This window comes from Gordonia sp. YY1, assembly GCF_009872315.1.
Taxonomy (GTDB): Bacteria; Actinomycetota; Actinomycetes; order Mycobacteriales; family Mycobacteriaceae; genus Gordonia; species Gordonia amicalis.
Genome location: NZ_WXYI01000008.1, coordinates 51,522 through 72,956, shown reverse-complemented (window position 1 = coordinate 72,956; position 21,435 = coordinate 51,522). Strand labels below are relative to the sequence as shown.

The following is a 21,435-nucleotide window of genomic DNA, read 5'->3' as shown; positions in this document are numbered from 1 at the left end:
CTGAAAAACGCCCCGGTGAACCGCCCCTGGAATGCGCCCTCAGCAGCCGGGTCGTCGACATATTGTCGTCGAATGGCCTCTCGAGGGCGGATCTCCGGGGCGGTTCTGCGGTAGCTTGACGACTCATGACGCGACTTCGCATGTGGGTGTTCGCCGGCGCGCTGGTGATGGCGGTGACCGCGTATCCCGCCGCAGCACAGCCTGATTCGCCGGCAACCGGTCTCGGTCCCGCGGGCACGTCGCTCATGCACGGCGACCTGGCGTCCACCGACTCGACGGGACACCGAGGACCGGGGCGTGGCGCGCGCCTCGCCGCCTCGTCGATTCCCGGTGGGGCCTGCGCGGCGACCTTCGTCGGCCGCGACGGGATGCCGGTCGCGCTGTGCACGCAGTTCGTGGCGACCTCGCCGCCGGCGTGGCGGCGCCGACCGTTGTTCCGTTCGATCCCCGTACGGCGCAACCGTTGGCGTCGAGGCAACTGACCAAAGGTGGACTGCTCGGCGGGGTCTACGGCTACCTCGACTACCGCGACCGGGTCGTCGTCGCAGATGGGTCCGGGTCGATTCTGCGTGTCGCACACCGAAAGACGGTCACCGGCTGGCAAGTCCAGGTCGATGACCGCGTCGATGTCTCGGCCCACATCCCGACCGGCGACACGATCACCGGTCTCGCACCGGATTTCGACGGACGCGTCTGGTTTGCGACGACCCGCGGCGTCGTGGGGACGGTGGATGAGGACAAGCGCGTTCACTCGACGCGACTGCCGCGGGGCGAGGAACTCGGCAACGGACTGTCGATCCGACGATCGGGGGCGTCGATCCTGACGACGCACGCCCTGTACGAGATGCGCGCGGAACGCGGTGCCGCGCCGCGGATCGTGTGGCGTCGATCGTACGACCGCGGCCCTGCACGCAAACCCGGCCAGCTGACCTGGGGATCGGGGACCACCCCCACGTACTTCGGCCCGGGCGGTGACGGCTGGGTGGCGATCGTCGACAACGCGGACCGGCCGGACCTCCGGGTGTTCCGCAGTGACGACGGGTCCGAGGTGTGCCGGATCCGGGCCTTCGACCGTTCGGGGCCGGGTACCGAGAACTCACCGATGGCCTGGGGCAACTCTGTCGTCATCCCCAGCACGTACGGATACCAGTATCCGCCGATGGCGGTGACCGGTCCGGCGGTTCCCGCGGACGCCGCCTTCACCGGTGGCGCGACCCGAATCGACGTCGACGAGAACGGGTGCCGGCGCGTGTGGGAGAACTCCGACCGGATCGCGACGCTGCCGAGGCTCTCGCGCGCGGACGGCCTCATCCATGCGCTCGGCTACGGTCCGTGGGCTCCGAGCCGGCCGCAACAGCTCGGTCCGGTCGCTTACGTCGCGACGGATTTCGCGACCGGACTCCGTGTCGAGATCCGACAAGTCGGGAATGCGCCCGCCGACGAACCGCTCGAACTCACCGGCACCATCACCGCGGACGGAGCTCTGTGGCAGGCGACGGTCGGGCGGATGCTCAAGATCGTGCCGGCCGGCCGCTGACGGTCGCGGACGGCCAGGTCACCGAGGTGTCGTGATCAAGGGTCACTCACAACACGCCCCGGAAGCCGACCCGGTCACCTGACTCCACTTACTGTGGGGTAGGTTACTCGCCCATGAAGCTGAAGTCGGGTATGAGCATCGGGTCACGCCGCAGGTCACGCCTGCGAACGGCCGCGATAGCGGGGGTGGCGGCCGCATGCGCGGCCGCGTTGATCAGTCCGGCGTCGGACGCGAGTGCGGCCGACTTCTACACGCCGCCGTCGTCCTTCGCCACCGAGCCCGGCTCGGTGATCCGGAGCCAGGAGATCCCGCTGCTCCTGCAGATCCCCGGCGCGCCCGGACAGTGGCCGGGCACGGCCCGCAAGGTCATGTACACCTCGACCTACCAGGACGGCACCCCCGCGGCCGTGACCGGAACCGTCGTCGAGCCGACCGCGCCGTGGCGTGGGAAGGGGCCGCGGCCGACCGTCGTCGTCGGCCCGGGCACCATCGGCCAAGGTGACCAGTGCGCGGCGTCGAAGATGATGACCCTGCCGGTGTCGATCGACATCACCAAACCCAGTATCGGCGTCAACTACACCGCGCCGGAGACGTACTACATGCTGCTCAACGGCGTTCGGGTGTTCGTCACCGACTACATCGGCATGGGCACCCCGGGTATCCACACCTACGTCAACCGGTCCGAGACCGGCCACGCCATGCTCGACGGTGCCCGCGCGGCGTTGCGCGCCTCCGGGGCCCCGGCCGATGCGCCGGTCGGGTTCGCCGGGTACTCGCAGGGCGGGGGCGCCGCTGCGTCCGCCGCCGAACTCGCCGCGACCTACGCGCCGGAACTGAACGTCCGTGCCAGTTACGCCGGTGCGCCGCCGGCCGACCTGGAGAAGGTCATCCCGGCCATCGACGGCAGCACCATCGCCGGGGCCATCGGATTCGCCATCAACGGCCTCACCCAGCGGTACCCGGAGGTCGCCGACGTGGTGCACAGGGAGACCAACGCGTCCGGAAAGGCTGCGCTGCGGCAGATCTCGACGAGCTGCATCGGTGACATCATCCCGGCGTACGGATTCCAGCGGACGCAGAACTGGACACGCACCGGCGAGACGCTCTCCGCGGTCATCGCGCGATCGCCCGGAGTGCAGAAGGTCGTCGGCGAACAGCGCATCGGCCGCCTCAAGCCGAACGCGCCGGTGTTCCTCGAGGGCGGCCTCCACGACGACGTGATCCCATACGGCCAGGTCGCGCAGCTCGCCGCGGACTGGCGCGCACAGGGCGCCGACGTCCGGTTCGTGACGAACCCGACGCCGCCGATCCTGACCAAGTCGATCGTCAACCACGTTGTCCCCATGCTGGGCACCTTCCTGCCCGGTATGGAGTTCGTCCTCGGCGAGTTCCAGAAGTAGACCCGGGGAGCAGAACCACTCGAACCGCAGACAGGGCCCGCCGGCCCTTCGAGACGCGTCCTCCGCAAGCTCCGGACGCTCCTCAGGGGGCGGGGGCGGGGGCGCGGGCCCTGTCGTCTCGGGACGCTCCTCAGGGGGCGGGGGGGGCGCGGGCCTGTCTCGGGACGCTCCTCAGGGGGTGTCGGGGCGCGGGCCCTGTCTGTCTCCGGACGCTCCTCAGGGGGCGGGACGCGGGCCCTGTCTGTCTCCGGACGCTCCTCAGGGGCCCGGGACCTGTCGGTACCCGACGCCCGGATGGCAGGATCGAGGAATGAACGATCCGCACGGGCCGGGGGGAGGTGCGAACGGGGATCCCCATGATCGAGACCCCGAACGCATCCCGAGCCAGGCAGAACTCGACGCCGAGGACCTCGCCGAGCTGGAACGGTCGTCGCGTGACCACGACCAGGCCTCGCTCTATCCGCCGCGGCCGGCCGATCCGGGCCGCCCGCCGGTGGCGCTGGTCCTCCACGCCCGCGTGGTCTGGTGGGCCGCGGCGGTCATCGGGTCGATCCTGGCGGTCTACGGCTTCTTCAACCTCAGCACCATCACCGACGACCTGCGGCTCCGTCTGCTCGAGGGGGTCGTGTCCGACCCGGCCAACTCCGCCCCCGAGGACCAGATCGATACACTGGCCGGCTTCTTCCCGCCGTTCATGCTGGTGATGATCGTGGTGGTGCTGGTGATCGAGTATCTGCTCCTGGTGGCAGCGGCCACCCACCACAGCCGTCATTGCCGCAACTTCTTCCTCGCCGCGGTGGTGGTTCATCTCCTCTGTATCCCCGTCGGCGTCGACCTGCTCTTCCGTTATCCGGACATCACGTCCACGATGGTCGTCCTCAGCTACGTGCAGTTCGCCCTGCTGGTGATCGCCGCGCTCTTCACGCTGCGTCGGTCGGTGAACACGTGGCTGCCCGAATCCACGAGGATGAAGCCGACCCGTATGCTGCGCGGCCGCTGAACGTCGGCGCCGTCACGCCCGCGCCGACTTTGTCAGGCCCGCCACCTGCCGGTTTGGTCGGAATGATCCCGGGTACTGGTCTGTTGGACAGAACGTTGGTTCTACGGCCGACCCTGTCTGATCGCGACTCACCCGAAGACCCGAACTCAGGAGGATCTCCGATGGCAATCGAGCCGGTGTACACCATTTCGTCCAAGGCGTCCGGTGGTGGACGTGACGGTGAGGTGGTTTCGGCGACGGGTCGGATCGACCTCTCCCTCCGGCCGCCGAAGGAAATGGGTGGCAGCGGCGACGGCAGCAATCCGGAAGAACTCTTCTCGGCCGGGTACGCGGCATGTTTTCTGGGTGCCCTCCGCGCCACGTCGAAGGCGGCCGGTAGCCCGGTGCCCGACGAGTCCACCGTCTAATTCGAGGGGTCACACGGCGGCAACCGGTCCCCGTTCGTTTTCCCTCCCAGCGGGACGTCTCTACCCACCGGGGCATCGAGACCGGCTCCGGAGCAGCGCAGATATGACAAGAAAGGAAGTTCTTGATCATGACCACCACTCCCATCACCAGCACTCTCACCGAAGAGCAGCAGTCCGTGGCCGGAAAGGCCCTGCAGGACACCCTCGTCGACCTGATCGACCTCAGTCTGACGCGAAGCAGGCCCACTGGAACGTCGTGGGCAAGCAGTTCCGATCGGTGCACCTCGATCTCGACGAACTGGTCACCGTGGCGCGTGAGTTCACCGACTCGGCGGCCGAGCGTGCCACCGCGATCGGCGTCAGTCCCGACGGGCGCGCCGAAACCGTGGCGAAGACCGCGAACACCAAGGGATTCGGCGAAGGCTGGACCAAGGACTCGGATGTCGTCGACGCCATCGTCGCCAACCTCAAGGCGGTCGTCGCGGGACTCCGCGAGCGCATCGACGCCACCGAGGAGGCCGACCCGGTGACCCAGGATCTGCTCATCTCGTTCGCGTCGAAACTCGAACAGCTGCACTGGATGTGGCAGGCACAGGTCGCCTGACCAGCAGAACACCCCGTTGATCGGGGCCTCTCACAGCGACGAACCCCGCCGGTCTCACCGGCGGGGTTCGTCGTATTCCGATGTCGTCGTGGATGTTCGGAAGGCTCGGGATCCATGGTCGGCGTCAGTCGCCGGCCGGTTCGGTGGCCTTCTTCTCGATGGTCTTCTTCTCGACGACGTTCTTCGCGGCGGACTCGTGGTCGGTGGTCGTGGTGTCGGTGCCTGCTGTGTTCGTGACGGCGACGTGTGAGCCGGCGTCGTCGTCGACCGCGTAGGAATCGCGGAAGGAGACACGAGGAGTCGACGCCGAGTGGTAAAGGGCGATGCCGGCGAAGACGAGTGCGGCCAGCCCGAAGATCGCGGACGCGGCGATCGTGACGACGTGGACGGCCGTGGCGTACACCCCGTCGATCGGACCGGTCGCGACGGCGCCCGCCGCGGCGAGGGCCGCGCCCAGCAGGGCCCAGACCGCCGAGCGAATCCACGGCGCCACCACCGAGGCGTAGAAGAGGCGCTGGTAGATGGTGAGCGAGAACTCGTCCACTGCGGCCAGACGAACCTCGTCAGCGCCTGCGAGGTCGCGCAGTTCGCGTGCCAGTGCCGTCTGTCTCTGGAGGGTCGCGGACTCCCGTTCCCGGTACCGCACGAACGCGGCGGCACCGAACGCCGACGCGAGAAGACCCAACCCGACCATGACTCCCCAATAGTCCACGGCACACACGCTACAACGCCGTCCGTCACCGCTCGTGAACCAGGTCACATGGTGGGACGGTCGGCACCGGTCACAGCGGTGCGGTCGAGTACCGGTGCGCGCGAGGAGTCGATGGGACCGGTCGTCGCTGATACGTTGGGCGACCGTCTAGCCATCGCGGTCACGAAACGTCCGACCCCTCGGGTCGAGCGGAACCGAGAACGGGAGGAATGCACTGGTGACGATCAGATTGATCGGCGCGACGATCGTGTGCGTGATGCTCGGGCTGTTCATCAGCGCATCTGCGGGGCAAGCGGGAACGAACGACGTCGTCGCGTTCGCTGACCCACAACCGGGGGTCGCCGTCCTGTCCGGCGCGGAACCCGAGGCGGTCCTCGTCAGCCGCGAGTTGTACTCCCGATCCGCCGAGGCGATCCTGCTCGCACCGGGTGCACTCGCCGACCCCGAGACACGGAATCGCGTCGGGGAGACCGCAGGTGACAAGCACGTGCCGGTGCTCACCGTGACCCCGCAGACGGCGGACGACGTCGACGACGAGCTGGGGCGTCTCGGTGCGCAACGGGTGGTGCGACTCGGCGAGGTCGAAGGGCTCGAGGGTCGTCGGCCCGCGATCGATCTCGGGGACCTGCGAGGCAACCGGCCGCGAGACGGGGACGAACCGATCGTGATGGTCTCCCGGGACACCCCTGTCGATGCCACGCTGACCGCTCGTTCCGGAGCGCGCGTCGTCGAGGTGCCGTTCCCCGACCCGCGCGCGAACACGCCTGCCGTGGCCGCTCTGACCGGTGCTTCGTCGCAGACCCCGATCCGAGCGGTCGGAGCCGGCTTCGGCGACACCGAGGACTTCGCGGCACGGGTCGACCAGGCGCGGCGAACGCCGGAACTCCCCGGCGGTGGACAGGTCGTGTTCCCGGGCAGGCGGATGGTCGCGCTCTACGGTTCCCCCGACGCGCCGGCCCTGGGTCCGCTCGGCCGGCAGGGGATCGAGGCGTCGATCGAACGCGTCCGGCGTCTCGCGGCCGACTATCAGCGGGTCAGTGCCGAGCCGGTCGTCCCCGCGTTCGAGATCATCGCGACCGTCGCATCGTCGGAACCGGGCGAGGGCTCCAACTACACGAGCATGATCGACCCCGCGACGTTGCGGCCGTGGGTCGAGGCGGCCGGACGTGCCGGTGTCTACGTGACTCTCGACCTCCAGCCCGGACGTATGGACTTCCTGACCCAGGCCCAGAAGTATGCGGAGCTCCTGGCCCTGCCGCATGTCGGGCTGGCGCTCGACCCGGAGTGGCGCCTCAAGCCGGATCAGGTACACCTGAAGCAGATCGGGTCCGTCGAGGCCGCCGAGGTGAATCGCACCTCGGCGTGGCTCGCGGGAATGGTGCGTGAGCGAGGACTGCCACAGAAGCTCTTCGTGCTGCACCAGTTCGACGCCGGCATGCTCGGTCAGCGGAAGAACATCGTCACCGACCGAGAGGAACTCCAGGTGGTCCTGCACGCCGACGGGCACGGGACACCGCCGGTCAAGATGGAGACCTGGCGCAGATTGCTCGGTGATCTTCCCGCGGGGGTGTGGATGGGCTGGAAGAATTTCTACACGGAGGACAAGCCGACGTTCTCGCCGGCGACGACCATGGCGGTCGCGCCGACACCCTGGTTCGTCTCGTACCAGTAGCGCGCCGGGAGGCCTGCCACCTCCGGGCTCCGACCGGCGCCCGGGACACGCGACCCCGCGCCACGAGGTTCCAGAACGCGACGGGACGCACCCGACAGGGAGGAACCCCGGTGACCACGACTCCGGCCGACCCGCAGTCCCAGCGGCATCCCGTCCCGACCGCCGCCGATCTGGCCGCGTGTCCGACACCGGGGGAGCGATCCGACCCGCTGGCGATCCTCGCCAGACAGTCGCTGAACAGGGTGCCCGAACTCATCCCCGTCCGGCACGCGCGGATGGCGGCGACGCCGTTCACGTTCTATCGCGGCGCGGCGGCAGTCATGGCCGACGATCTCTCGCGAACCCCGGACACCGGAATCATCACGCAGCTCTGCGGGGATGCCCACCTGAGCAATCTGGGCCTGTTCTTCAGTCCGGAGCGTCGAATGGTCTTCGACCTGAACGATTTCGACGAGACCCACATCGGTCCCTTCGAATGGGACGTGAAACGGCTGGCGGCGAGTTTCACGATCGCAGGTCGCAACAACGGATTCGACGACACGACCAACCGGACGATCGCCAAGACCGTGGCGAAGACCTACCGTCGGACGATCAAACGCAGTGTCTCGCTGACCACTCTCGAATGTTGGTACGCCGGAATCGATGTCGACTCTCTGGTCGCGGAACTGGGAGACCGGCTGGACACCTCGGTGACGGAGCGGACGCAGAAGGCGCTACGCAAGGCCCGGCACCGGAACAGTGCCCAGGCCCTGGCCAAACTCTGCGAGATCGACCCGGACGGCACGGCACACATCCGCAGCGATCCGCCGCTGCTGGTGCCACTGAAAGAGCGCTTCTCCAGTGAGAACGCCGCCGTGGTCGAGGAACGTGTCCGAGAGCGGGTCGACAACTACCGGGCGACACTGCCGTTGCATGTGCAGGCGTTGCTCGCCCAGTTCTCGCTCGTCGACATCGCCTTCAAGGTCGTCGGAGTGGGGAGCGTCGGGACCCGGGCGTGGATCGTGCTGATGATGGGCAAGAACCTCGAGGATCCGCTCTTCCTCCAGGTGAAGGAGGCTCAGCGGTCGGTCCTCGCCGATTACGTCCCGACCTCGGGATTCGACAACCAGGGCCAGCGCGTCGTCGAGGGCCAGCGTCTCCTGCAGGCGGCGAGCGACCTCTTTCTGGGCTGGTCGACGGGGCTCGACGAGAACGGCGAGCGACGTGACTTCTACGTGCGCCAGCTCCGCGACGGGAAGGGGTCGGTCGTCGTCGAGGCGCTCGAACCCGACGCGATGAAACTCTATGCGCGCCTGTGCGGGACGGCGCTCGCCCAGGCGCACGCCAGGACGTCGACTCGCTTCGACATCGCACGATATCTCTCCGAGACAAAGGGTTTCGCGGATGCCGTGGCGGAGTTCTCGATCGCCTACGCAGATCTCAACGACGCCGATCATACCCAGATGACGGCGGCGATCAGCCGCGGCGAGCTGAGTGTGCACGACCTCACCGCGGCGGGAAAGAGCTGACGCACCGGGCTGTGGTACACAGACGACGGAGCGAACCGACCGCCGAGAACCGACAGGGAGATGTGTGCATGGATGACGCGACATTGCGAGATCGGGTGCGGGAGTTGATGCCTCGTGCGAAGTCGGATCTGGCGGAGATGGTGCGGTTCCGCTCGGTTCACGACCCGCAGCAGTTCCCGGTGGAGGAATGCGACGGCATGGTCGAATGGCTGTTGGGAACGTTCCGCGAGCTGGGTGTCGAGGATGTCGCCGCGCATGTGACCAGTGACGGGTCCAAGGCGGTCACCGGGCAGATCCCCGGTCCGGAAGGTGCGCCGACCGTCCTGCTGTACTTCCATCACGACGTGCAACCGCCCCTCGGTGAGAACGAATGGGATTCGCCGGTGTGGGAGCTGACGGAACGGGACGGTCGCTGGTACGGACGCGGTGCCGCCGACTGCAAGGGCAACATCGCCGTGCACCTCACCGCGCTGCGTGCCCTCGCCGGCGACCTCGGTGTGACCGTGAAGATCATCGGCGAGGGCTCGGAGGAACAGGGGACGGGTGGGCTCGAGCATTTCGCGGTCGAGCATCCCGACCTGTTGCGTGCCGACACCATCCTGATCGCCGACTCCGGCAACTTCGCTGTCGGCAGACCGAGTCTCACGACGACGTTGCGCGGCATCGCCAACATCGACGTCACGGTCGAAACCCTGGGATCGGCAATGCATTCCGGCATGTTCGGTGGGGCCGCGCCGGATGCGCTGGCCGCCCTCATCGCGATGCTCGCCACTCTGCGCGACGAGCACGGCAACACCACCATCACCGGTCTCGACGCCGATGCCGAGTGGCCTGGCGTTTCCTACCCGCCCGAACAGTTCCGTTCTGATGCAACGGTGCTCGAGGGCGTCGAGCTCGTGGGATCCGGATCGGTGTCGGACATGGTGTGGGCGCGTCCCGCCGCGACCGTGCTCGGCATCGACTGCCCGCCGGTGGTCGGGTCCTCCGCGGCGGTCCAGCCACGCGCCCGGGCGCGCATCAACCTGCGCGTGCCGCCGGGAATGGACCCCACCTACGCCCAGGACGCGCTCATCGAACACCTCCGGGCGGCCACCCCATGGAATGCCCGGGTGTCCTTCGAGCGTGAGGCGGTGGGATCGCCGTTCGTCGGCTCGACATCCGGTCCGGCCTACGAGGCGCTCACCGACGCGCTCGCGGCCGCCTACGGCGGCGAGGAGGTGCTGATCCAGGGGCAGGGTGGATCGATCCCGCTGTGCAACGTCCTGCAGAGCACCTTCCCCGACGCCGAGATCATGCTCTTCGGTGTCGAGGAGCCGCGGTGCCTGATCCACGCCCCCAACGAGAGCGTCGATCCGACCGAGATCGAGCGGATCGCGCTCGCCGAGGCCCTGTTCCTACGTGACTACGCGTCCCGCGCGGCCCGGGCCGGCCGGGATTCGGCCAACGCCGGGCCAGGCGGCGCCTAGCGCGGGTCCGATAGCTCGCGAAGGTGGACGGCTGACCCAGTTCCTGAGCGAAGTGGATAGGGAAAGTTCGCGTGTCGCAGCACAATCCCGAGACGAAGACCCATGAAATTGGGACCAAAGGCCCAAGACCGGGAACACCCCCGTCGGTAATGTCTGATGCCGGGTGGGAGAACTCTCGTGGAAGGAACAAGGTGGGCCCAGGTCCCATTGGTCGTGACGGGCAAGTGATGAACATTGCGCCGGAACATGTTTCGCGTAGCGAACAGGTTTCCCGTGTCGGAGTGTCGGACTTGCGAACGAGTGAGCGGTATTTGCGCGCCGCGGTCACCGACCTCATCGAGCGTAATTTCCGCGACCCGGATTTCAGTGTCGAGGTCGTGGCGCGGCACCTGCATGTGAGTCGCCGGCACCTCTATCGGGTTCTCGCCGGCAGTCCCACGTCGCTGGCCGAGATGATCGCCGACCGCCGTCTCGACTGGGCCCGTGGCCTGCTGACGGGCCCGGGGAATCCGAAACTCGAAGCGGTGGCACATGCTTCGGGCTTCGCCTCGACGGCGACGATGCGGAACAGATTCCGCGCCAAGTACGGGCTCACCCCTGACGAATTCCGGCGCGCCGCAACGGTTGCCGACGCGGAAGCCAGCTGATGCATTTCGGCGCAAGCACTTTGGTGCTTGCGCTGAAATGGTTTCGATCGTCGTGTTCAGTGGCGGTTCGCGATCACAGTATGCAAAGCGGCGAGTAGTCACTGCGTCCACCGGTCGTCGGTGAGACGAGGAACGTGCACGGGTTGAACCCCACCTTCTCTATCTCCTTGGTCAGCCGACGCAGTTCGGAGTCGGACACGACCTTGTCGCGCGAGAGCAGGAATCCCGAGGCGCGAGTGGGTCACCGACGATCGCGTACTTGTACGGACCGTTCGGGTTCTCGCCGTCCTCGATGTAGGCGATGATGTAGTTCGGCGCCCCGTTGGGGTTGATGCTGGCGGGTGTCTGCGGGAACCGCACACTCAACTGGGCATTCGTCTTGGTGTCCACCACGGTGGCGCGCCCGATCACGCCGCCCCGCATGCCGGTGGGTCCGGTGCACTGGTTGTCGACACCGATGGTCTTCTCATCGATCCGGGTGTAGAACGCGCGCAGGTCACGCCCCAGAACGAGGGGACGGTCGCCAGCTGCCACCATTTGCCGAGGTAACGGTCGACGTCGACGTAGGCCACCGGGGCCAGGGGCGCGGCCTGCGCCGGACCGGTCCCGATGACGAAACCGATACCACGACGATGCCGGCGACAAGGGCTGCAAGGGTGTGTGTGACGCGCATGGTGTTCCTTTCGTGGGCCGATCGTCTACGTCGAGTCCCGATCGGCTGTCTGAAGAGTGTTCAGACCGCACGCGGTCACGGATGGGTCATGGGCACCCGGCAGGCCATGTCGGCGGGCATCATCGCTGGTGAAACGAAAGATCACATGTTGTAGACGTTGTTCGGGTTCCAGGTGGAGACCGCCCAGATGACGATGAGGTCGAGGACGATGATCAGGATCGCCCAGGCCGGGTAGTAGGGCAGCCACAGGAACTGCGCGATGATCGACAGTGACGCGATGACGATGGCGGCGATGCGCGCCCAGTCCGCACCGACCGCGAGTCCGCCGGCGACGAGGATGCCGACGATGCCGAGGATCATGTGAATCCAGCCCCACGCGGTGAGGTCGAATTCGAAGACGTAGTCGCGGCCTACGACGAAGAGTTCGTCGTTGGCGATCGCCGAGATGCCCTGGAAGACCGAGACCAGGCCTGCGACGAAGAGCAGGGCGGCGGCGACGATCGAGATCCCGAAGGCGAAGCCCTGTTTGGCCGACGAGTTCGCCTGCTGGTCGGGGGTGGCGCTCATGGTGGCGTCCTTTCATGGTGGGGAACGCCGGCGTCCAGAGATCCTGGCGCGACGGCGCGGTGGCGTTGTTGCGGGTGGACCTTAACCAAGGATGGGACATCCGACCCGTGTCCCACAGCGTTTCGCTCAGTTCCGGCACATCTTTGAGCAGGCGATTTAGTACTCGGCGGGGGTCGGGTATAAGCTATCGCAGGCTACACACGGGGTGTGGCGCAGCTTGGTAGCGCGCTTCGTTCGGGACGAAGAGGTCGTGGGTTCGAATCCCGCCACCCCGACAGAGATCGGCCACGGTCGATCACAGAGATGTGTTGGTTGAGACACAGCAGTGAAACCCCGGTCGGCAGAGATGCGGCCGGGGTTTCCTCGTCTTCGCCGGTGACCTCGCAGTGGAGAGCGCGGGCTCAGATCTTCTGCTCGGAAGAGACACGATCGCCGAGGTGAGCGAGGATCTCGGGGTCGGCGCTGACGAACCGGTCGACCTCTTCGCCGCCGTCACAGCGCAACAGACTCACGGTGACATCCTCGGGACCGCGGCGGACGACCCGCCAGCAAGCACCGGAGTCCTCCCAGCGCCGCAGATCGTCGAGGGTCATGACGCAACGGGCTCCTTCGCTCAGCAACCCAGCTGCCGGGCCAGGTCGAGCAGATCGGTGGCGTGGAAATCGTTGTCCGGCGAACCGGAGTCGTCCTTGGGTTCGCCACCCCATTCGGCCGGTCGCTCGACGAACGCGGTACGCAGGCCGAAGGAGCGGGCGGCGTCGAGGTCCGACTGATGCGTCGCGACCATCATCACCTCGTCCGGTCGGACCTCGAGGAGTTCGGCGAGGCCGCAGTACGTCTCGCGCGCGGGTTTGTAGTGACGCCAGAGGTCGGAACCCCCGATGACGTCCCACCCGAAGCCGTTGTGTCGTGCCATGTCGGTCAGCAACGCCACGGTCCCGTTGCTGAGAGCGCACACGATGCGGTCCCGCTTGAGGCGCCGGATGCCTTCGGCGGCGTCGGGCCAGCCGGGGATGGTCCGCCACGCACGCACCAGCGCGCGGCTCTGTTCGGCGTCGAGAGTCACGCCGAAGGCCCCTGCGACCTCCCGGAGGGTCTCGGTCTGCAGGTCGTCGAGACGACGCCAGGGGAGCTCTCCGGCCTCGACACGCGCGAGGATCGGCGAGTAGCGGCGACGCCACTCACGCGCGAAGTCGGCGGAGTCGACCTCGGGGACGATCAGCGCCACGGCACCGGAGATCCCGGTGAACCAATCGGTGACCGTACCGAAGGTGTCGAACGCCAGGACCTTCACGCCGAGCGCGTTCACGAGTCGATCGACCCCCGGTGTGTTCGGGGGACGCTCACAGGGACTCGCGTGCCAGCTGCGGCAGCGACTGGTCGGCGTCGTAATCGGCGTCGCCGTGCGAGACCGGCGTCAGGGTGATGAGGCTGGCCTCCGGGCGGCAGCAGAAGCGGACGGGCGCGTACGGGGATGTGCCGAGGCCGGCGCTCACGTGCAGCTTCATCGACGACCCCCAGTTCGACGGTCCCTTCACCCGGGAACGGTCGATGTGGCAGTTGGTGACGAGCGCCCCGAAGAACGGCAGGCACAGTTGCCCGCCGTGGGTGTGGCCGGCCATCACGAGGTCGTAGCCGTCGGCGGCGAAGCGGTCGAGGACCCGCGGCTCGGGCGAATGCGTGAGGCCGAGGCGCAGGTGCGCCAGCGGGTTGGGGCGCCCGGCAATGGTCTCGTAGCGGTCCCGCTCGATGTGCGGATCGTCGACTCCGGCCGCGACCACCCGCACCCCGCTGACCTCGAGCTCACGCACGGTGTGTGTGGCGTCGAGCCAGCCGCGTTCGGTGAACGCCGCCCGCAGGTCCTGCCACGGAAGCGGTTCACCATACGTGCGCTGGTGATCCTTCTTGAAGTACTTGAACGGATTCTTCGCCTTGGGGCCGAAGTAGTCGTTGGAACCGAAGACGAACAGACCCGGACGCGACAGGAGGCCGCCGAGGGACTGGATCACCGCGGGCACCGCCTGCGGGTGCGCGAGATTGTCGCCGGTGTTGACCACCAGATCTGGTTCCAGCGCCTCGAGCTCGGAGATCCACGCCTGCTTGAGCCGCTGGTTGGGCATCATGTGCAGGTCGCTGATGTGCAGGACCCGCAGGGGAGAGGCGCCGGGTTCGAGGACCGACAGCGTCGTGTGGCGCAGGGCGAAGGCGTTGCGCTCGATGACCGTCGAGTAGACGAGGCCGGCCGCGGCGAGTCCCGCGGCACCGATCAGTGCGCGCGAACCGACCCCGGAACCGGGTGAACCGAGGCGTGAACGGCCGAGGCGTGCGAAGTCGAGTTCGGAGTGTTGCATCTGTTCAGAATACGCATCACCGAGCGCATGCCCACCCGTTCCCGGCCCCGGGCTCAGCCGGGTAGCTGGATCACGACCGGGCCGACACCGGGAACCACCACGGTGGTCTCGGTGGGACCGTTGCCGCCGTCACCGCCACCGGCGCGACGACCGTTGCTGACGTAGATGGTGACCGTGCTGCCGGGCATCGCGGAATCCGAGGGTGCGGTGAACACGACCGTGCCCTTGGGGCGGCCGCTGTCGACCTCGAGCTCGTTGACCTTGAACCCGGCCCGTTGCAGGCGTGAGGTCGCCTCACTGGCGGTCAGTCCGCTGACCTGCGGGATTCGTCCGCGGTCACTGCCGTTCCAGTATTCGCGGTCGATCGGAGGGAGCCGGACCGGACCGAACTTGGTCGCGACCGGTTTCACCGCCTGGAACCATGTCCGCGCGGGTTCCATACCGCCGAACACGTTGCCTTCGTAGCAGGACCGAAGCGGACTGGTGCACACACCCTGCGGGTTGGGGCCATCGCTGTAGACGTACGCGGCGCCGGCGATCTGGTTGGTGAATCCGACGAACGCCGACGACCGGTATGCCTCGGTCGTGCCGGTCTTACCCGACATCGGAAGCGTCCAGCCGACCGAACCCGCGGCGCCCGCGGCGGTACCCGCACCCACGTCGTCCTTGCTCATGGTGACGGCGAGGGTGTCGGCGAGACCCTTGTCGACGACCTGTTCGCAGCCCGGAGCGTTGAACGGGACCGTGGTGAGGGCACGCTGCCCGTCGGGCCCGATCACCGGGTTGCCGTACTGATCGCGCTTCACCCGGCTGATCGACTTGATCGGGTTGGGCGGGCACCAGACGCCGCCGGAGGCGATCGTCGCGGCGACGTTGGCGAGCTCGAGCGCGTTGATGGGCAGCGGCCCTAGCGTGAACGAACCGAAGTTCCCGTCCTTGACGTACTGGGCAATGCTCTTCTCGCCGTTTCCCGACGAGCCGGGGACGGTGTAGGAACGCAGGCCGAGGCGGACGGCCATGTCGACGGCCGGCTTCACGCCGACCTGCTGCAGCAGCTTGACGAAAGCGGTGTTCGGCGATTGGGCGAGCGCATCGGTCACCGACATCGCCGCGGGGTAGCGGCCGGCGTTCTTCACGCAGTAGGCGTTGGCCGGACACCCGTTCACCCCGCCGCTGTTACCCATGCCCTCCACGGCGACGAAACCGGGCACCGGGATCGTCGACCCGGCGCCGAGACCCTTCTCCAAGGCCGCAGCCACGGTGAAGATCTTGAACACCGAGCCCGCGCCGTCGCCGACCATCGAGAACGGTTGCGGCTGCATCGTCTCGCCGGCATTCAGGTTCAGTCCGTAGCGGCGACTCGACGCCATGGACAGCACGTCGTGGGACTTGTCCCCGGGACGGATGGTGCTGATGACATCCGCGACACCGTCGGCGGTGGGACTCGCCTGGGTCTTTGCCGCACGGTCCGTTGAGCGCTGCACGTCGGGGTCGAGGGTGGTCTGGATGATGTACCCGCCTCGCAGCACGGAGTTGCGCGACATCCCGTTCTCGGCGAGGAACTGCAACGCGTAGTCGCAGAAGAAGCCCTTGTCGTCGGCGGCGATGCAGCCCTGAGTGGGCGTCCGCGGACGCGGGAGCACGCCCAGCGGCTTCTCCTTGGCCGCCATCAGCTCGGCGCGTCGTTCGGGGAAGTTGTCGATCATCGTGTCGAGTACGAGGTTCCGGCGCGTCAGCGTGTCCTCGGCGTTGCTGTAGGGGTTGAGCGCCGAACTCGACTGCACCATGCCCGCGAGCATGGCCGCCTGCTCTACCTGCAGGTCCTTCGCCGGGATCCCGAAGTAGGTCTGCGCGGCCGCCTCGATGCCGTAGGCGTTGTTGCCGAACGGGACGACGTTCAGATAGCGGGTGACGATCTGCTTCTTCGCCTCCTGCTTGGCGGCGGCGTCGTCGAGACCCTTGTCGCGCTTGGCCTCGTCGATGAGGGTCTGTTCGAGCGTGAGGGCCATGCGCACCTCGCGCAGCTTGCGCGCCGGGGTCGTCTCGACCGCGGCCTGGCGGTCGGCCTCGGTGCGGGCGAGCACGAGCAGTTGATAGTTCTTGATGTACTGCTGATCGAGCGTCGACGCACCCTGCTGGACCTCGCCCGACGACGAGTTCTTCAGCGCGGCGCGGATGGTGCCCTTCCAGTCGACGCCGTCGTGCTCGAGGAAGCGCCGGTCCTCGACGGAGATGATCGCGCGGATCATGTCGGGCGAGATGTCGTTGTATCCGACCTGGTAGCGGTACTGGTCGAACAGCACCGCGATCGGCTTTCCGTTGGCGTCGGTCATCGTGGTGACCTCCGGCAAGGTGCCGTTCAGGAGTTCGGAGGAGACGTTCTCGACTGCCGCGGCCGCCCGGTTGGAGACGACTCCGACCCCACTGGCCACCGGATACATCAGGCCCGCGACGAGAACCCCGGCCAGCAGGCTCGCCCAGGCCAGTGACCACAGTTTCTTCGACATCACCCCGACAGGATACGTGCGATCGGTCCGAACATCGCCCAGCCTCGCCCCCGAGATCCGACGGGACCGTTGTGCCTGGACACGATCCCGGCGTGCTCGAAGAACGGCCCGACCGCGCGTCAGTGCAACCGTCCGATCGGATGAGTTTGCACGGTGGTCCCACTTTGTTGCGCTCCAGGGGTTGCGCACCCATGCACAGATCCCTAGATTGAGTGCAGAATGTGACTCACTTAACAGTTTGCTGTAAATGTGGTCTGAGCAGCGAGTTGAGCCCCGGCTTCGGGGACATGCGGAACACGATGAGTAGGGGTGGCGGATGGCGACAGCGGCAGTTTCTACCGGAGAAGATCGCTTGGCCTGGGTGGCCAGAGCACGATGCCGAGGCGGAGACCCGGACGATCTGTTCGTGAGAGGAGCAGCCCAGCGCAAGGCCGCCACGATCTGCCGGCACTGCCCGGTACAGCTCGAATGCGGTGCCGATGCCCTCGACAATCGCGTCGAGTTCGGTGTGTGGGGTGGCCTGACCGAGCGTCAGCGTCGCGCACTCCTGCGCCAGCATCCCGAGGTCACCTCGTGGTCGGCGTTCTTCGAAGCCCAGCGCCGGCGTCAGCGCGCCGACGCGGTCTGACCCACCAAGACACATCAGCAAACGCAATTCGGCTCGACCGACGGAAGCCGGCCGAGCCGATTGTCATCAGTCGGTGGTGAAAGCGCTCAGCCCCGTCCGGTGATCTGCTCCGCGACTGCGCGCAGTGCGGTCACGTCCGCGACCTCGAACGGCAACGCCGGGACCCCGACGATCGGGACCCGCGGATGGGCCGCCGTGAATCTCTGCAGCAGATGGAGTTCGCGCTTCGCGGTGGCGGCCCGGTCGGCGTGGATCTGTAGCACCCCGCGAGTCAGGTCGTCGGTGACCGACTCGAGTGCCACCAGCGCCGCCTCCTCGTGGATCGAGGTCAGGTTCGGGTGGGTCCGGTTGAGGATCAGACCCGCGAGCGGCATCGTCTCCTCCGACAGCCGGTCGACGAAGAATGCGGCCTCACGCAGCGCGTCGGCCTCGGCCGCGGCGACCACCGCGAACTGGGTGCCCGGCTGCTTCAGCAGTTCATAGGTCTTCAGCGCGCGGTCCTGGAAACCGCCGAACATCGAGTCCAGGGACTGCACGAACGTCGCGACGTCGCGCAGCATGTCGCCGCCGATGATGGTGGAGACGCCCCGCATCGCCAGGCTCATCGCCCCGGTCACCATTCGGCCGACACCGCGTCCGCCGCCGACCAGCACCTTCATCAGCCGACCCGACAGGAACGAGCCGAGACGCTGCGGCGCGTCGAGGAAGTCGAGGGCGTTCCGGGACGGTGGCGTGTCCACGACGATGAGGTCCCAGTGCTCCTGCTCGAGCAGCTTGCCGAGCTTCTCCATCGCCATGTACTCCTGCGTGCCGGAGAACGACGACGCGACCGTCTGATAGAAGGCGTTCTCCATGATCGCCTCGGCGCGTTCGGGACTGGAGTACTCGAGCACCATCTCGTCGAAGGTGCGCCGCATGTCGAGCATCATCGCGTCGAGCGTGCCCTTGCCATCGATCGGAACCGGCTGCGGCTCGTTGGTGAGCTGCGACATCCCGAGTGACTGTGCGAGCCGCTTGGCCGGGTCGATGGTGAGGACCGCGACGGTGCGGCCCTGCTCGGCTGCGTACATCGCCATGGCGGCCGCGGTGGTGGTCTTGCCGACGCCGCCGGCACCACAACAGATGACGACGCGGGTCGCGGGGTCGGTCAGCACCGCCCCCATCTTGAGGTCGAGTGGCATCACGCACCCGCTTTCTGGAGAAGGTTGGCCAGCTCGTAGATGGAACCGAGGTCGATGCCGTCGCCGAGGGACGGCAGTTCGAGGGTCGGCAGTTCGACCTCGTCGAGCTGGGCCTTCGCGATCTGCTGTGCCTGCAGGCGGGTCGCATGTTCGATGGTCTCGGTGAGCAGCCCGGACAGATCACCGTCGGCGAGCTTCACGCCGGCGGCGCTCAGGTTCTCCTCGATGCGCGAGGCATCGATCTGTCCCTCGGCGATCTCGTCGATCGTGTCGGCGGGCAGGTGCGGTGCACTGACCCGGTTGATGATCAGGCTGCCGAGGTTGAGGTTCTTGCCGCGCAGCTCCTCGATCGCCTCGATGGTCTCCTGGATCGGCATCGCCTCCAGCAACGTCACCAGGTGGACGACGGTCTCCTCGGAATGCAGCAGGCGGACGACACCCTCGCTCTGGTTACGGATCGGACCGGTCTTGGCGAGGTCGGCCATCGCCTGGGTGACGTCAAGGAAATTGCCGATCCGGCCGGTCGGCGGTGCGTCGACGACCACCGCGTCGTAGACGCGCTCGCCCTGCTTGTCGGTGTGGATGATGCGCTCTTTGATCTTGCCGGTGAGCAGCACGTCGCGCAGACCCGGTGCCACCGTGGTCACGAAGTCGATGGCGCCGATGCGCTTCATCGCCCGGCCGGCGAAGCCGAGGTTGTAGAACATGTCGAGGTATTCGAGCAGTGCGTGCTCGATGTCGACGGCGAGCGCCGACACCTCGCCCCCGCCTTCGGCAGTCGCGATCCTGGTGTCGGTCGGCGGCAGCGGCGGTATGTCGAAGAGCTGCGCAATGCCCTGCCGGCCCTCGGTCTCCACCAGGAGAACCTTCTTGCCGTCGGCGGCGAGTGCGAGCGCGAGCGCCGCCGCGATGGTCGTCTTACCGGTCCCGCCCTTACCCGAGACGAAGTGCAACCGGGCGCGCGATGCCGCGTCCGGCCACTCGTTCGCGTCCGCAACGGAAGAGTTGTCTGTCACGCCGGAATCGAGACCTTCCCCCGCCCCGGAACGTGAGCCCTGTTCATTGGCCACCGCAACACCTTATCCATTGATCGTCGGCAGATAGGGTGAGTCCATGACTGAAGTGACCGCGTGGGAGTACGTGACGGTGCCGCTGCTGACGCACGCAACCAAACAAATCCTCGATCAGTGGGGCGCCGACGGCTGGGAACTGGTGTCGGTGCTGCCCGGCCCGACCGGTGAGCAGCACGTGGCCTACATGAAGCGACCGAAGGGCTGAGCATGGCTGCAACCTGGACAGATCGACTCGCCGAGCTCGGCATCGCGCTACCCGACGTGGTGCCTCCGGTGGCCAGCTACACCCCGGCCGTGCGGACCGGCAACCTCGTCTACACCTCGGGACAGCTCCCGATCGTCAACGGCGAACTCTCGGTGCACGGCAAGGTGCACGACGGTGCCGAGGGCGTCGTGCGTCCGGATGAGGCCACCGATGCGGCGCGCGCCTGCGCGCTGAACGCGCTCGCCGCGGTGCACGCACTGGTCGGTATCGACTCGGTGGTGCGCATTGTCAAGGTGGTCGGTTTCGTCGCGTCGGCCCCTGGCTTCACCGGTCAGCCGAAGGTCATCAACGGTGCGTCGGATCTGCTGGGCGAGATCTTCGGCGACGCGGGAGTTCACGCTCGTTCGGCCGTCGGTGTCGCCGAACTGCCGCTCGGTGCACCCGTCGAGGTGGAGCTGATCGTCGAAGTGGCCTGACGTCTCTTTGGACGTCGCGCTGCTGGTCGTCGCGGCCGCAGCCGCCGGATGGGTCGACGCCGTGGTCGGCGGCGGTGGATTGGTGTTGATCCCCGCGATGCTGATCGCGCAGCCCGGCCTGCCGACGGCGACGGCACTCGGCACCAACAAACTCGCCGCGGTCTTCGGCACCGCATCGGCAGCCTGGCGCTATGTGCGGCACGTGCGCGTCGATCTACGACGGCTCGTCCCGGTGTTCCTCGCCGCGCTCGTGTTCTCGGCTCTCGGTGCGCTGGTGGCGATCTCGTTGCCGACGGAGATCTTCACGCCGATCGTGCTGGTGATGCTCGTCGGCGTGGGACTCTTCGTCGCGCTGAATCCCGGGTTCGGCGGCGACACGTCGTCGGGCCCGCGGTCTCGCCTGTCGACGATCGCCGGCCTGGTGATCGCCGGTGTCGTCGTCGCGTTCTACGACGGGGTGATGGGTCCCGGAACCGGGGCCTTCCTCATCATCAGCCTCACCGCTCTCGTCGGGACGACGTTCTTGGAGAGTTCGGCGATGGCAAAGGTCATCAACACCGGTACCAACCTCGGGGCGCTGACCGTGTTCGGGCTCCAGGGAAATGTGCTGTGGCTCTTGGGTCTCGGACTCGCAGTCGCCAATATCGTCGGCGCCCAGATCGGCTCGCACATGGCCATCGGGCGCGGTAGTTCGTTCGTGCGGTGGGTGCTCCTGGCCGTCGTCGTGGTGATGGTGGGGAAGCTGGGGTACGACCTGATCACCGACTGATCCACGTGCGCAGGCGAAAAGGCGTGGCGGTGCCGGGCCGGAACGGGAGATG

18 protein-coding genes, 1 tRNA gene and 4 pseudogenes are annotated in these 21,435 nt (G+C 67.3%); 14 read left to right on the top strand and 9 right to left on the bottom strand.

Annotated elements, in window-relative coordinates; all coding sequences use genetic code 11:
• The first annotated feature begins 167 nt into the window (after nucleotides 1-167).
• The 5 genes and pseudogenes from BPODLACK_RS12610 (at nucleotide 168) to BPODLACK_RS12590 (ending at nucleotide 4,948) form a co-directional block, all read left to right on the top strand.
• A pseudogene (locus tag BPODLACK_RS12610) lies at nucleotides 168-1,537 on the top strand (hypothetical protein).
• A gap of 113 nt (nucleotides 1,538-1,650) precedes the next feature.
• On the top strand, nucleotides 1,651-2,937 hold the full coding sequence (locus BPODLACK_RS12605) for a lipase family protein (protein ID WP_040004552.1): 1,287 nt from the start codon (nucleotides 1,651-1,653) through the stop codon (nucleotides 2,935-2,937).
• Between the two features lie 310 nt (nucleotides 2,938-3,247).
• Nucleotides 3,248-3,937, top strand: a complete 690-nt coding sequence (locus tag BPODLACK_RS12600) for a hypothetical protein (protein WP_006435118.1) — start codon at nucleotides 3,248-3,250, stop codon at nucleotides 3,935-3,937.
• Between the two features lie 161 nt (nucleotides 3,938-4,098).
• Nucleotides 4,099-4,341: pseudogene (locus BPODLACK_RS12595) on the top strand (organic hydroperoxide resistance protein); the annotation flags it as partial.
• Nucleotides 4,342-4,472: 131 nt separating this feature from the next.
• A pseudogene (locus tag BPODLACK_RS12590) lies at nucleotides 4,473-4,948 on the top strand (Dps family protein).
• Nucleotides 4,949-5,072: 124 nt separating this feature from the next.
• On the opposite strand, the gene BPODLACK_RS12585 reads toward BPODLACK_RS12590, so the two are convergent.
• Complete coding sequence (locus BPODLACK_RS12585) at nucleotides 5,073-5,669, bottom strand: hypothetical protein (RefSeq protein WP_006435115.1); 597 nt, start codon at nucleotides 5,667-5,669, stop codon at nucleotides 5,073-5,075.
• Nucleotides 5,670-5,877: 208 nt separating this feature from the next.
• Here BPODLACK_RS12585 and BPODLACK_RS12580 point away from each other — a divergent pair, with 208 nt between their 5' ends.
• The 4 genes from BPODLACK_RS12580 (at nucleotide 5,878) to BPODLACK_RS12565 (ending at nucleotide 10,953) form a co-directional block, all read left to right on the top strand.
• Nucleotides 5,878-7,332, top strand: coding sequence for a hypothetical protein (locus tag BPODLACK_RS12580; RefSeq protein WP_006435114.1), 1,455 nt, complete (start codon nucleotides 5,878-5,880; stop codon nucleotides 7,330-7,332).
• Between the two features lie 110 nt (nucleotides 7,333-7,442).
• Nucleotides 7,443-8,840 (top strand): DUF2252 domain-containing protein, encoded by a 1,398-nt coding sequence (locus BPODLACK_RS12575; protein WP_006435113.1) that lies wholly within the window; start codon nucleotides 7,443-7,445, stop codon nucleotides 8,838-8,840.
• A 68-nt stretch (nucleotides 8,841-8,908) separates the two neighbouring features.
• On the top strand, nucleotides 8,909-10,306 hold the full coding sequence (locus BPODLACK_RS12570; protein ID WP_006435112.1) for a dipeptidase: 1,398 nt from the start codon (nucleotides 8,909-8,911) through the stop codon (nucleotides 10,304-10,306).
• 191 nt (nucleotides 10,307-10,497) lie between these two features.
• Entirely contained in the window at nucleotides 10,498-10,953 is a 456-nt protein-coding gene (locus tag BPODLACK_RS12565; protein WP_040004551.1) for a helix-turn-helix domain-containing protein, read from the top strand.
• Between the two features lie 73 nt (nucleotides 10,954-11,026).
• Here the strand turns inward: BPODLACK_RS12565 and BPODLACK_RS12560 are convergent.
• Together BPODLACK_RS12560 and BPODLACK_RS12555 are read right to left on the bottom strand one after the other, a co-directional pair.
• Nucleotides 11,027-11,626 (bottom strand): annotated as a pseudogene (locus BPODLACK_RS12560) (lipocalin family protein).
• A 141-nt stretch (nucleotides 11,627-11,767) separates the two neighbouring features.
• A complete protein-coding gene (locus BPODLACK_RS12555; RefSeq protein ID WP_159405416.1) occupies nucleotides 11,768-12,193 on the bottom strand; it encodes a DUF7144 family membrane protein in 426 nt (141 codons plus the stop codon).
• Between the two features lie 201 nt (nucleotides 12,194-12,394).
• On the opposite strand from BPODLACK_RS12555, the gene BPODLACK_RS12550 reads away from it, so the two are divergent.
• Nucleotides 12,395-12,468: transfer RNA gene (locus tag BPODLACK_RS12550), tRNA-Pro, on the top strand.
• A 126-nt stretch (nucleotides 12,469-12,594) separates the two neighbouring features.
• On the opposite strand, the gene BPODLACK_RS12545 is transcribed toward BPODLACK_RS12550, so the two are convergent.
• The 4 genes from BPODLACK_RS12545 to BPODLACK_RS12530 are packed head-to-tail and all read right to left on the bottom strand — an operon-like array spanning nucleotide 12,595 to nucleotide 17,051.
• Entirely contained in the window at nucleotides 12,595-12,786 is a 192-nt protein-coding gene (locus tag BPODLACK_RS12545) for a hypothetical protein (RefSeq protein WP_006435108.1), read from the bottom strand.
• A 20-nt stretch (nucleotides 12,787-12,806) separates the two neighbouring features.
• On the bottom strand, nucleotides 12,807-13,502 hold the full coding sequence (locus BPODLACK_RS12540; protein ID WP_006435107.1) for a haloacid dehalogenase type II: 696 nt from the start codon (nucleotides 13,500-13,502) through the stop codon (nucleotides 12,807-12,809).
• 34 nt (nucleotides 13,503-13,536) lie between these two features.
• Nucleotides 13,537-14,544, bottom strand: coding sequence for a metallophosphoesterase (locus BPODLACK_RS12535; RefSeq protein WP_006435106.1), 1,008 nt, complete (start codon nucleotides 14,542-14,544; stop codon nucleotides 13,537-13,539).
• Between the two features lie 53 nt (nucleotides 14,545-14,597).
• Nucleotides 14,598-17,051: a penicillin-binding protein gene (locus tag BPODLACK_RS12530; protein WP_096272867.1), complete on the bottom strand. Its 2,454-nt coding sequence runs from the start codon at nucleotides 17,049-17,051 to the stop codon at nucleotides 14,598-14,600.
• 316 nt (nucleotides 17,052-17,367) lie between these two features.
• Between BPODLACK_RS12530 and BPODLACK_RS12525 the strand changes: the two genes are divergently transcribed.
• Entirely contained in the window at nucleotides 17,368-17,679 is a 312-nt protein-coding gene (locus BPODLACK_RS12525) for a WhiB family transcriptional regulator (protein ID WP_024499565.1), read from the top strand.
• Between the two features lie 86 nt (nucleotides 17,680-17,765).
• Here BPODLACK_RS12525 and BPODLACK_RS12520 read toward each other — a convergent pair whose 3' ends face one another.
• Together BPODLACK_RS12520 and BPODLACK_RS12515 are read right to left on the bottom strand one after the other, a co-directional pair.
• Nucleotides 17,766-18,860, bottom strand: a complete 1,095-nt coding sequence (locus tag BPODLACK_RS12520; RefSeq protein WP_024499564.1) for an ArsA family ATPase — start codon at nucleotides 18,858-18,860, stop codon at nucleotides 17,766-17,768.
• Entirely contained in the window at nucleotides 18,860-19,930 is a 1,071-nt protein-coding gene (locus BPODLACK_RS12515) for an ArsA family ATPase (protein WP_006435102.1), read from the bottom strand. The genes BPODLACK_RS12520 and BPODLACK_RS12515 overlap by 1 nt, the downstream gene beginning before the upstream one ends.
• A gap of 43 nt (nucleotides 19,931-19,973) precedes the next feature.
• Here BPODLACK_RS12515 and BPODLACK_RS12510 point away from each other — a divergent pair, with 43 nt between their 5' ends.
• From BPODLACK_RS12510 to BPODLACK_RS12500, 3 genes are read left to right on the top strand one after another with little or no spacing between them, the layout of a single operon-like run.
• Nucleotides 19,974-20,138, top strand: a complete 165-nt coding sequence (locus tag BPODLACK_RS12510) for a DUF4177 domain-containing protein (protein ID WP_006435101.1) — start codon at nucleotides 19,974-19,976, stop codon at nucleotides 20,136-20,138.
• Between the two features lie 2 nt (nucleotides 20,139-20,140).
• Nucleotides 20,141-20,614, top strand: coding sequence for a RidA family protein (locus tag BPODLACK_RS12505; protein WP_006435100.1), 474 nt, complete (start codon nucleotides 20,141-20,143; stop codon nucleotides 20,612-20,614).
• Between the two features lie 7 nt (nucleotides 20,615-20,621).
• Nucleotides 20,622-21,383, top strand: coding sequence for a TSUP family transporter (locus tag BPODLACK_RS12500; protein WP_096272869.1), 762 nt, complete (start codon nucleotides 20,622-20,624; stop codon nucleotides 21,381-21,383).
• Nucleotides 21,384-21,435 lie beyond the last annotated feature (52 nt).

What these genes read in the sequence shown, in the direction of transcription:
- BPODLACK_RS12605 (WP_040004552.1), top strand. Translation starts at nt 1,651, where the DNA reads ATGAAGCTGAAGTCGGGTATGAGCATCGGGTCACGCCGCAGGTCACGC.
- BPODLACK_RS12600 (WP_006435118.1), top strand. Translation starts at nt 3,248, where the DNA reads ATGAACGATCCGCACGGGCCGGGGGGAGGTGCGAACGGGGATCCCCAT.
- BPODLACK_RS12570 (WP_006435112.1), top strand. Translation starts at nt 8,909, where the DNA reads ATGGATGACGCGACATTGCGAGATCGGGTGCGGGAGTTGATGCCTCGT.
- BPODLACK_RS12555 (WP_159405416.1), bottom strand. Translation starts at nt 12,193, where the DNA reads ATGAGCGCCACCCCCGACCAGCAGGCGAACTCGTCGGCCAAACAGGGC.
- BPODLACK_RS12545 (WP_006435108.1), bottom strand. Translation starts at nt 12,786, where the DNA reads ATGACCCTCGACGATCTGCGGCGCTGGGAGGACTCCGGTGCTTGCTGG.
- BPODLACK_RS12535 (WP_006435106.1), bottom strand. Translation starts at nt 14,544, where the DNA reads ATGCAACACTCCGAACTCGACTTCGCACGCCTCGGCCGTTCACGCCTC.
- BPODLACK_RS12530 (WP_096272867.1), bottom strand. Translation starts at nt 17,051, where the DNA reads ATGTCGAAGAAACTGTGGTCACTGGCCTGGGCGAGCCTGCTGGCCGGG.
- BPODLACK_RS12525 (WP_024499565.1), top strand. Translation starts at nt 17,368, where the DNA reads ATGGCGACAGCGGCAGTTTCTACCGGAGAAGATCGCTTGGCCTGGGTG.
- BPODLACK_RS12520 (WP_024499564.1), bottom strand. Translation starts at nt 18,860, where the DNA reads ATGCCACTCGACCTCAAGATGGGGGCGGTGCTGACCGACCCCGCGACC.
- BPODLACK_RS12510 (WP_006435101.1), top strand. Translation starts at nt 19,974, where the DNA reads ATGACTGAAGTGACCGCGTGGGAGTACGTGACGGTGCCGCTGCTGACG.
- BPODLACK_RS12505 (WP_006435100.1), top strand. Translation starts at nt 20,141, where the DNA reads ATGGCTGCAACCTGGACAGATCGACTCGCCGAGCTCGGCATCGCGCTA.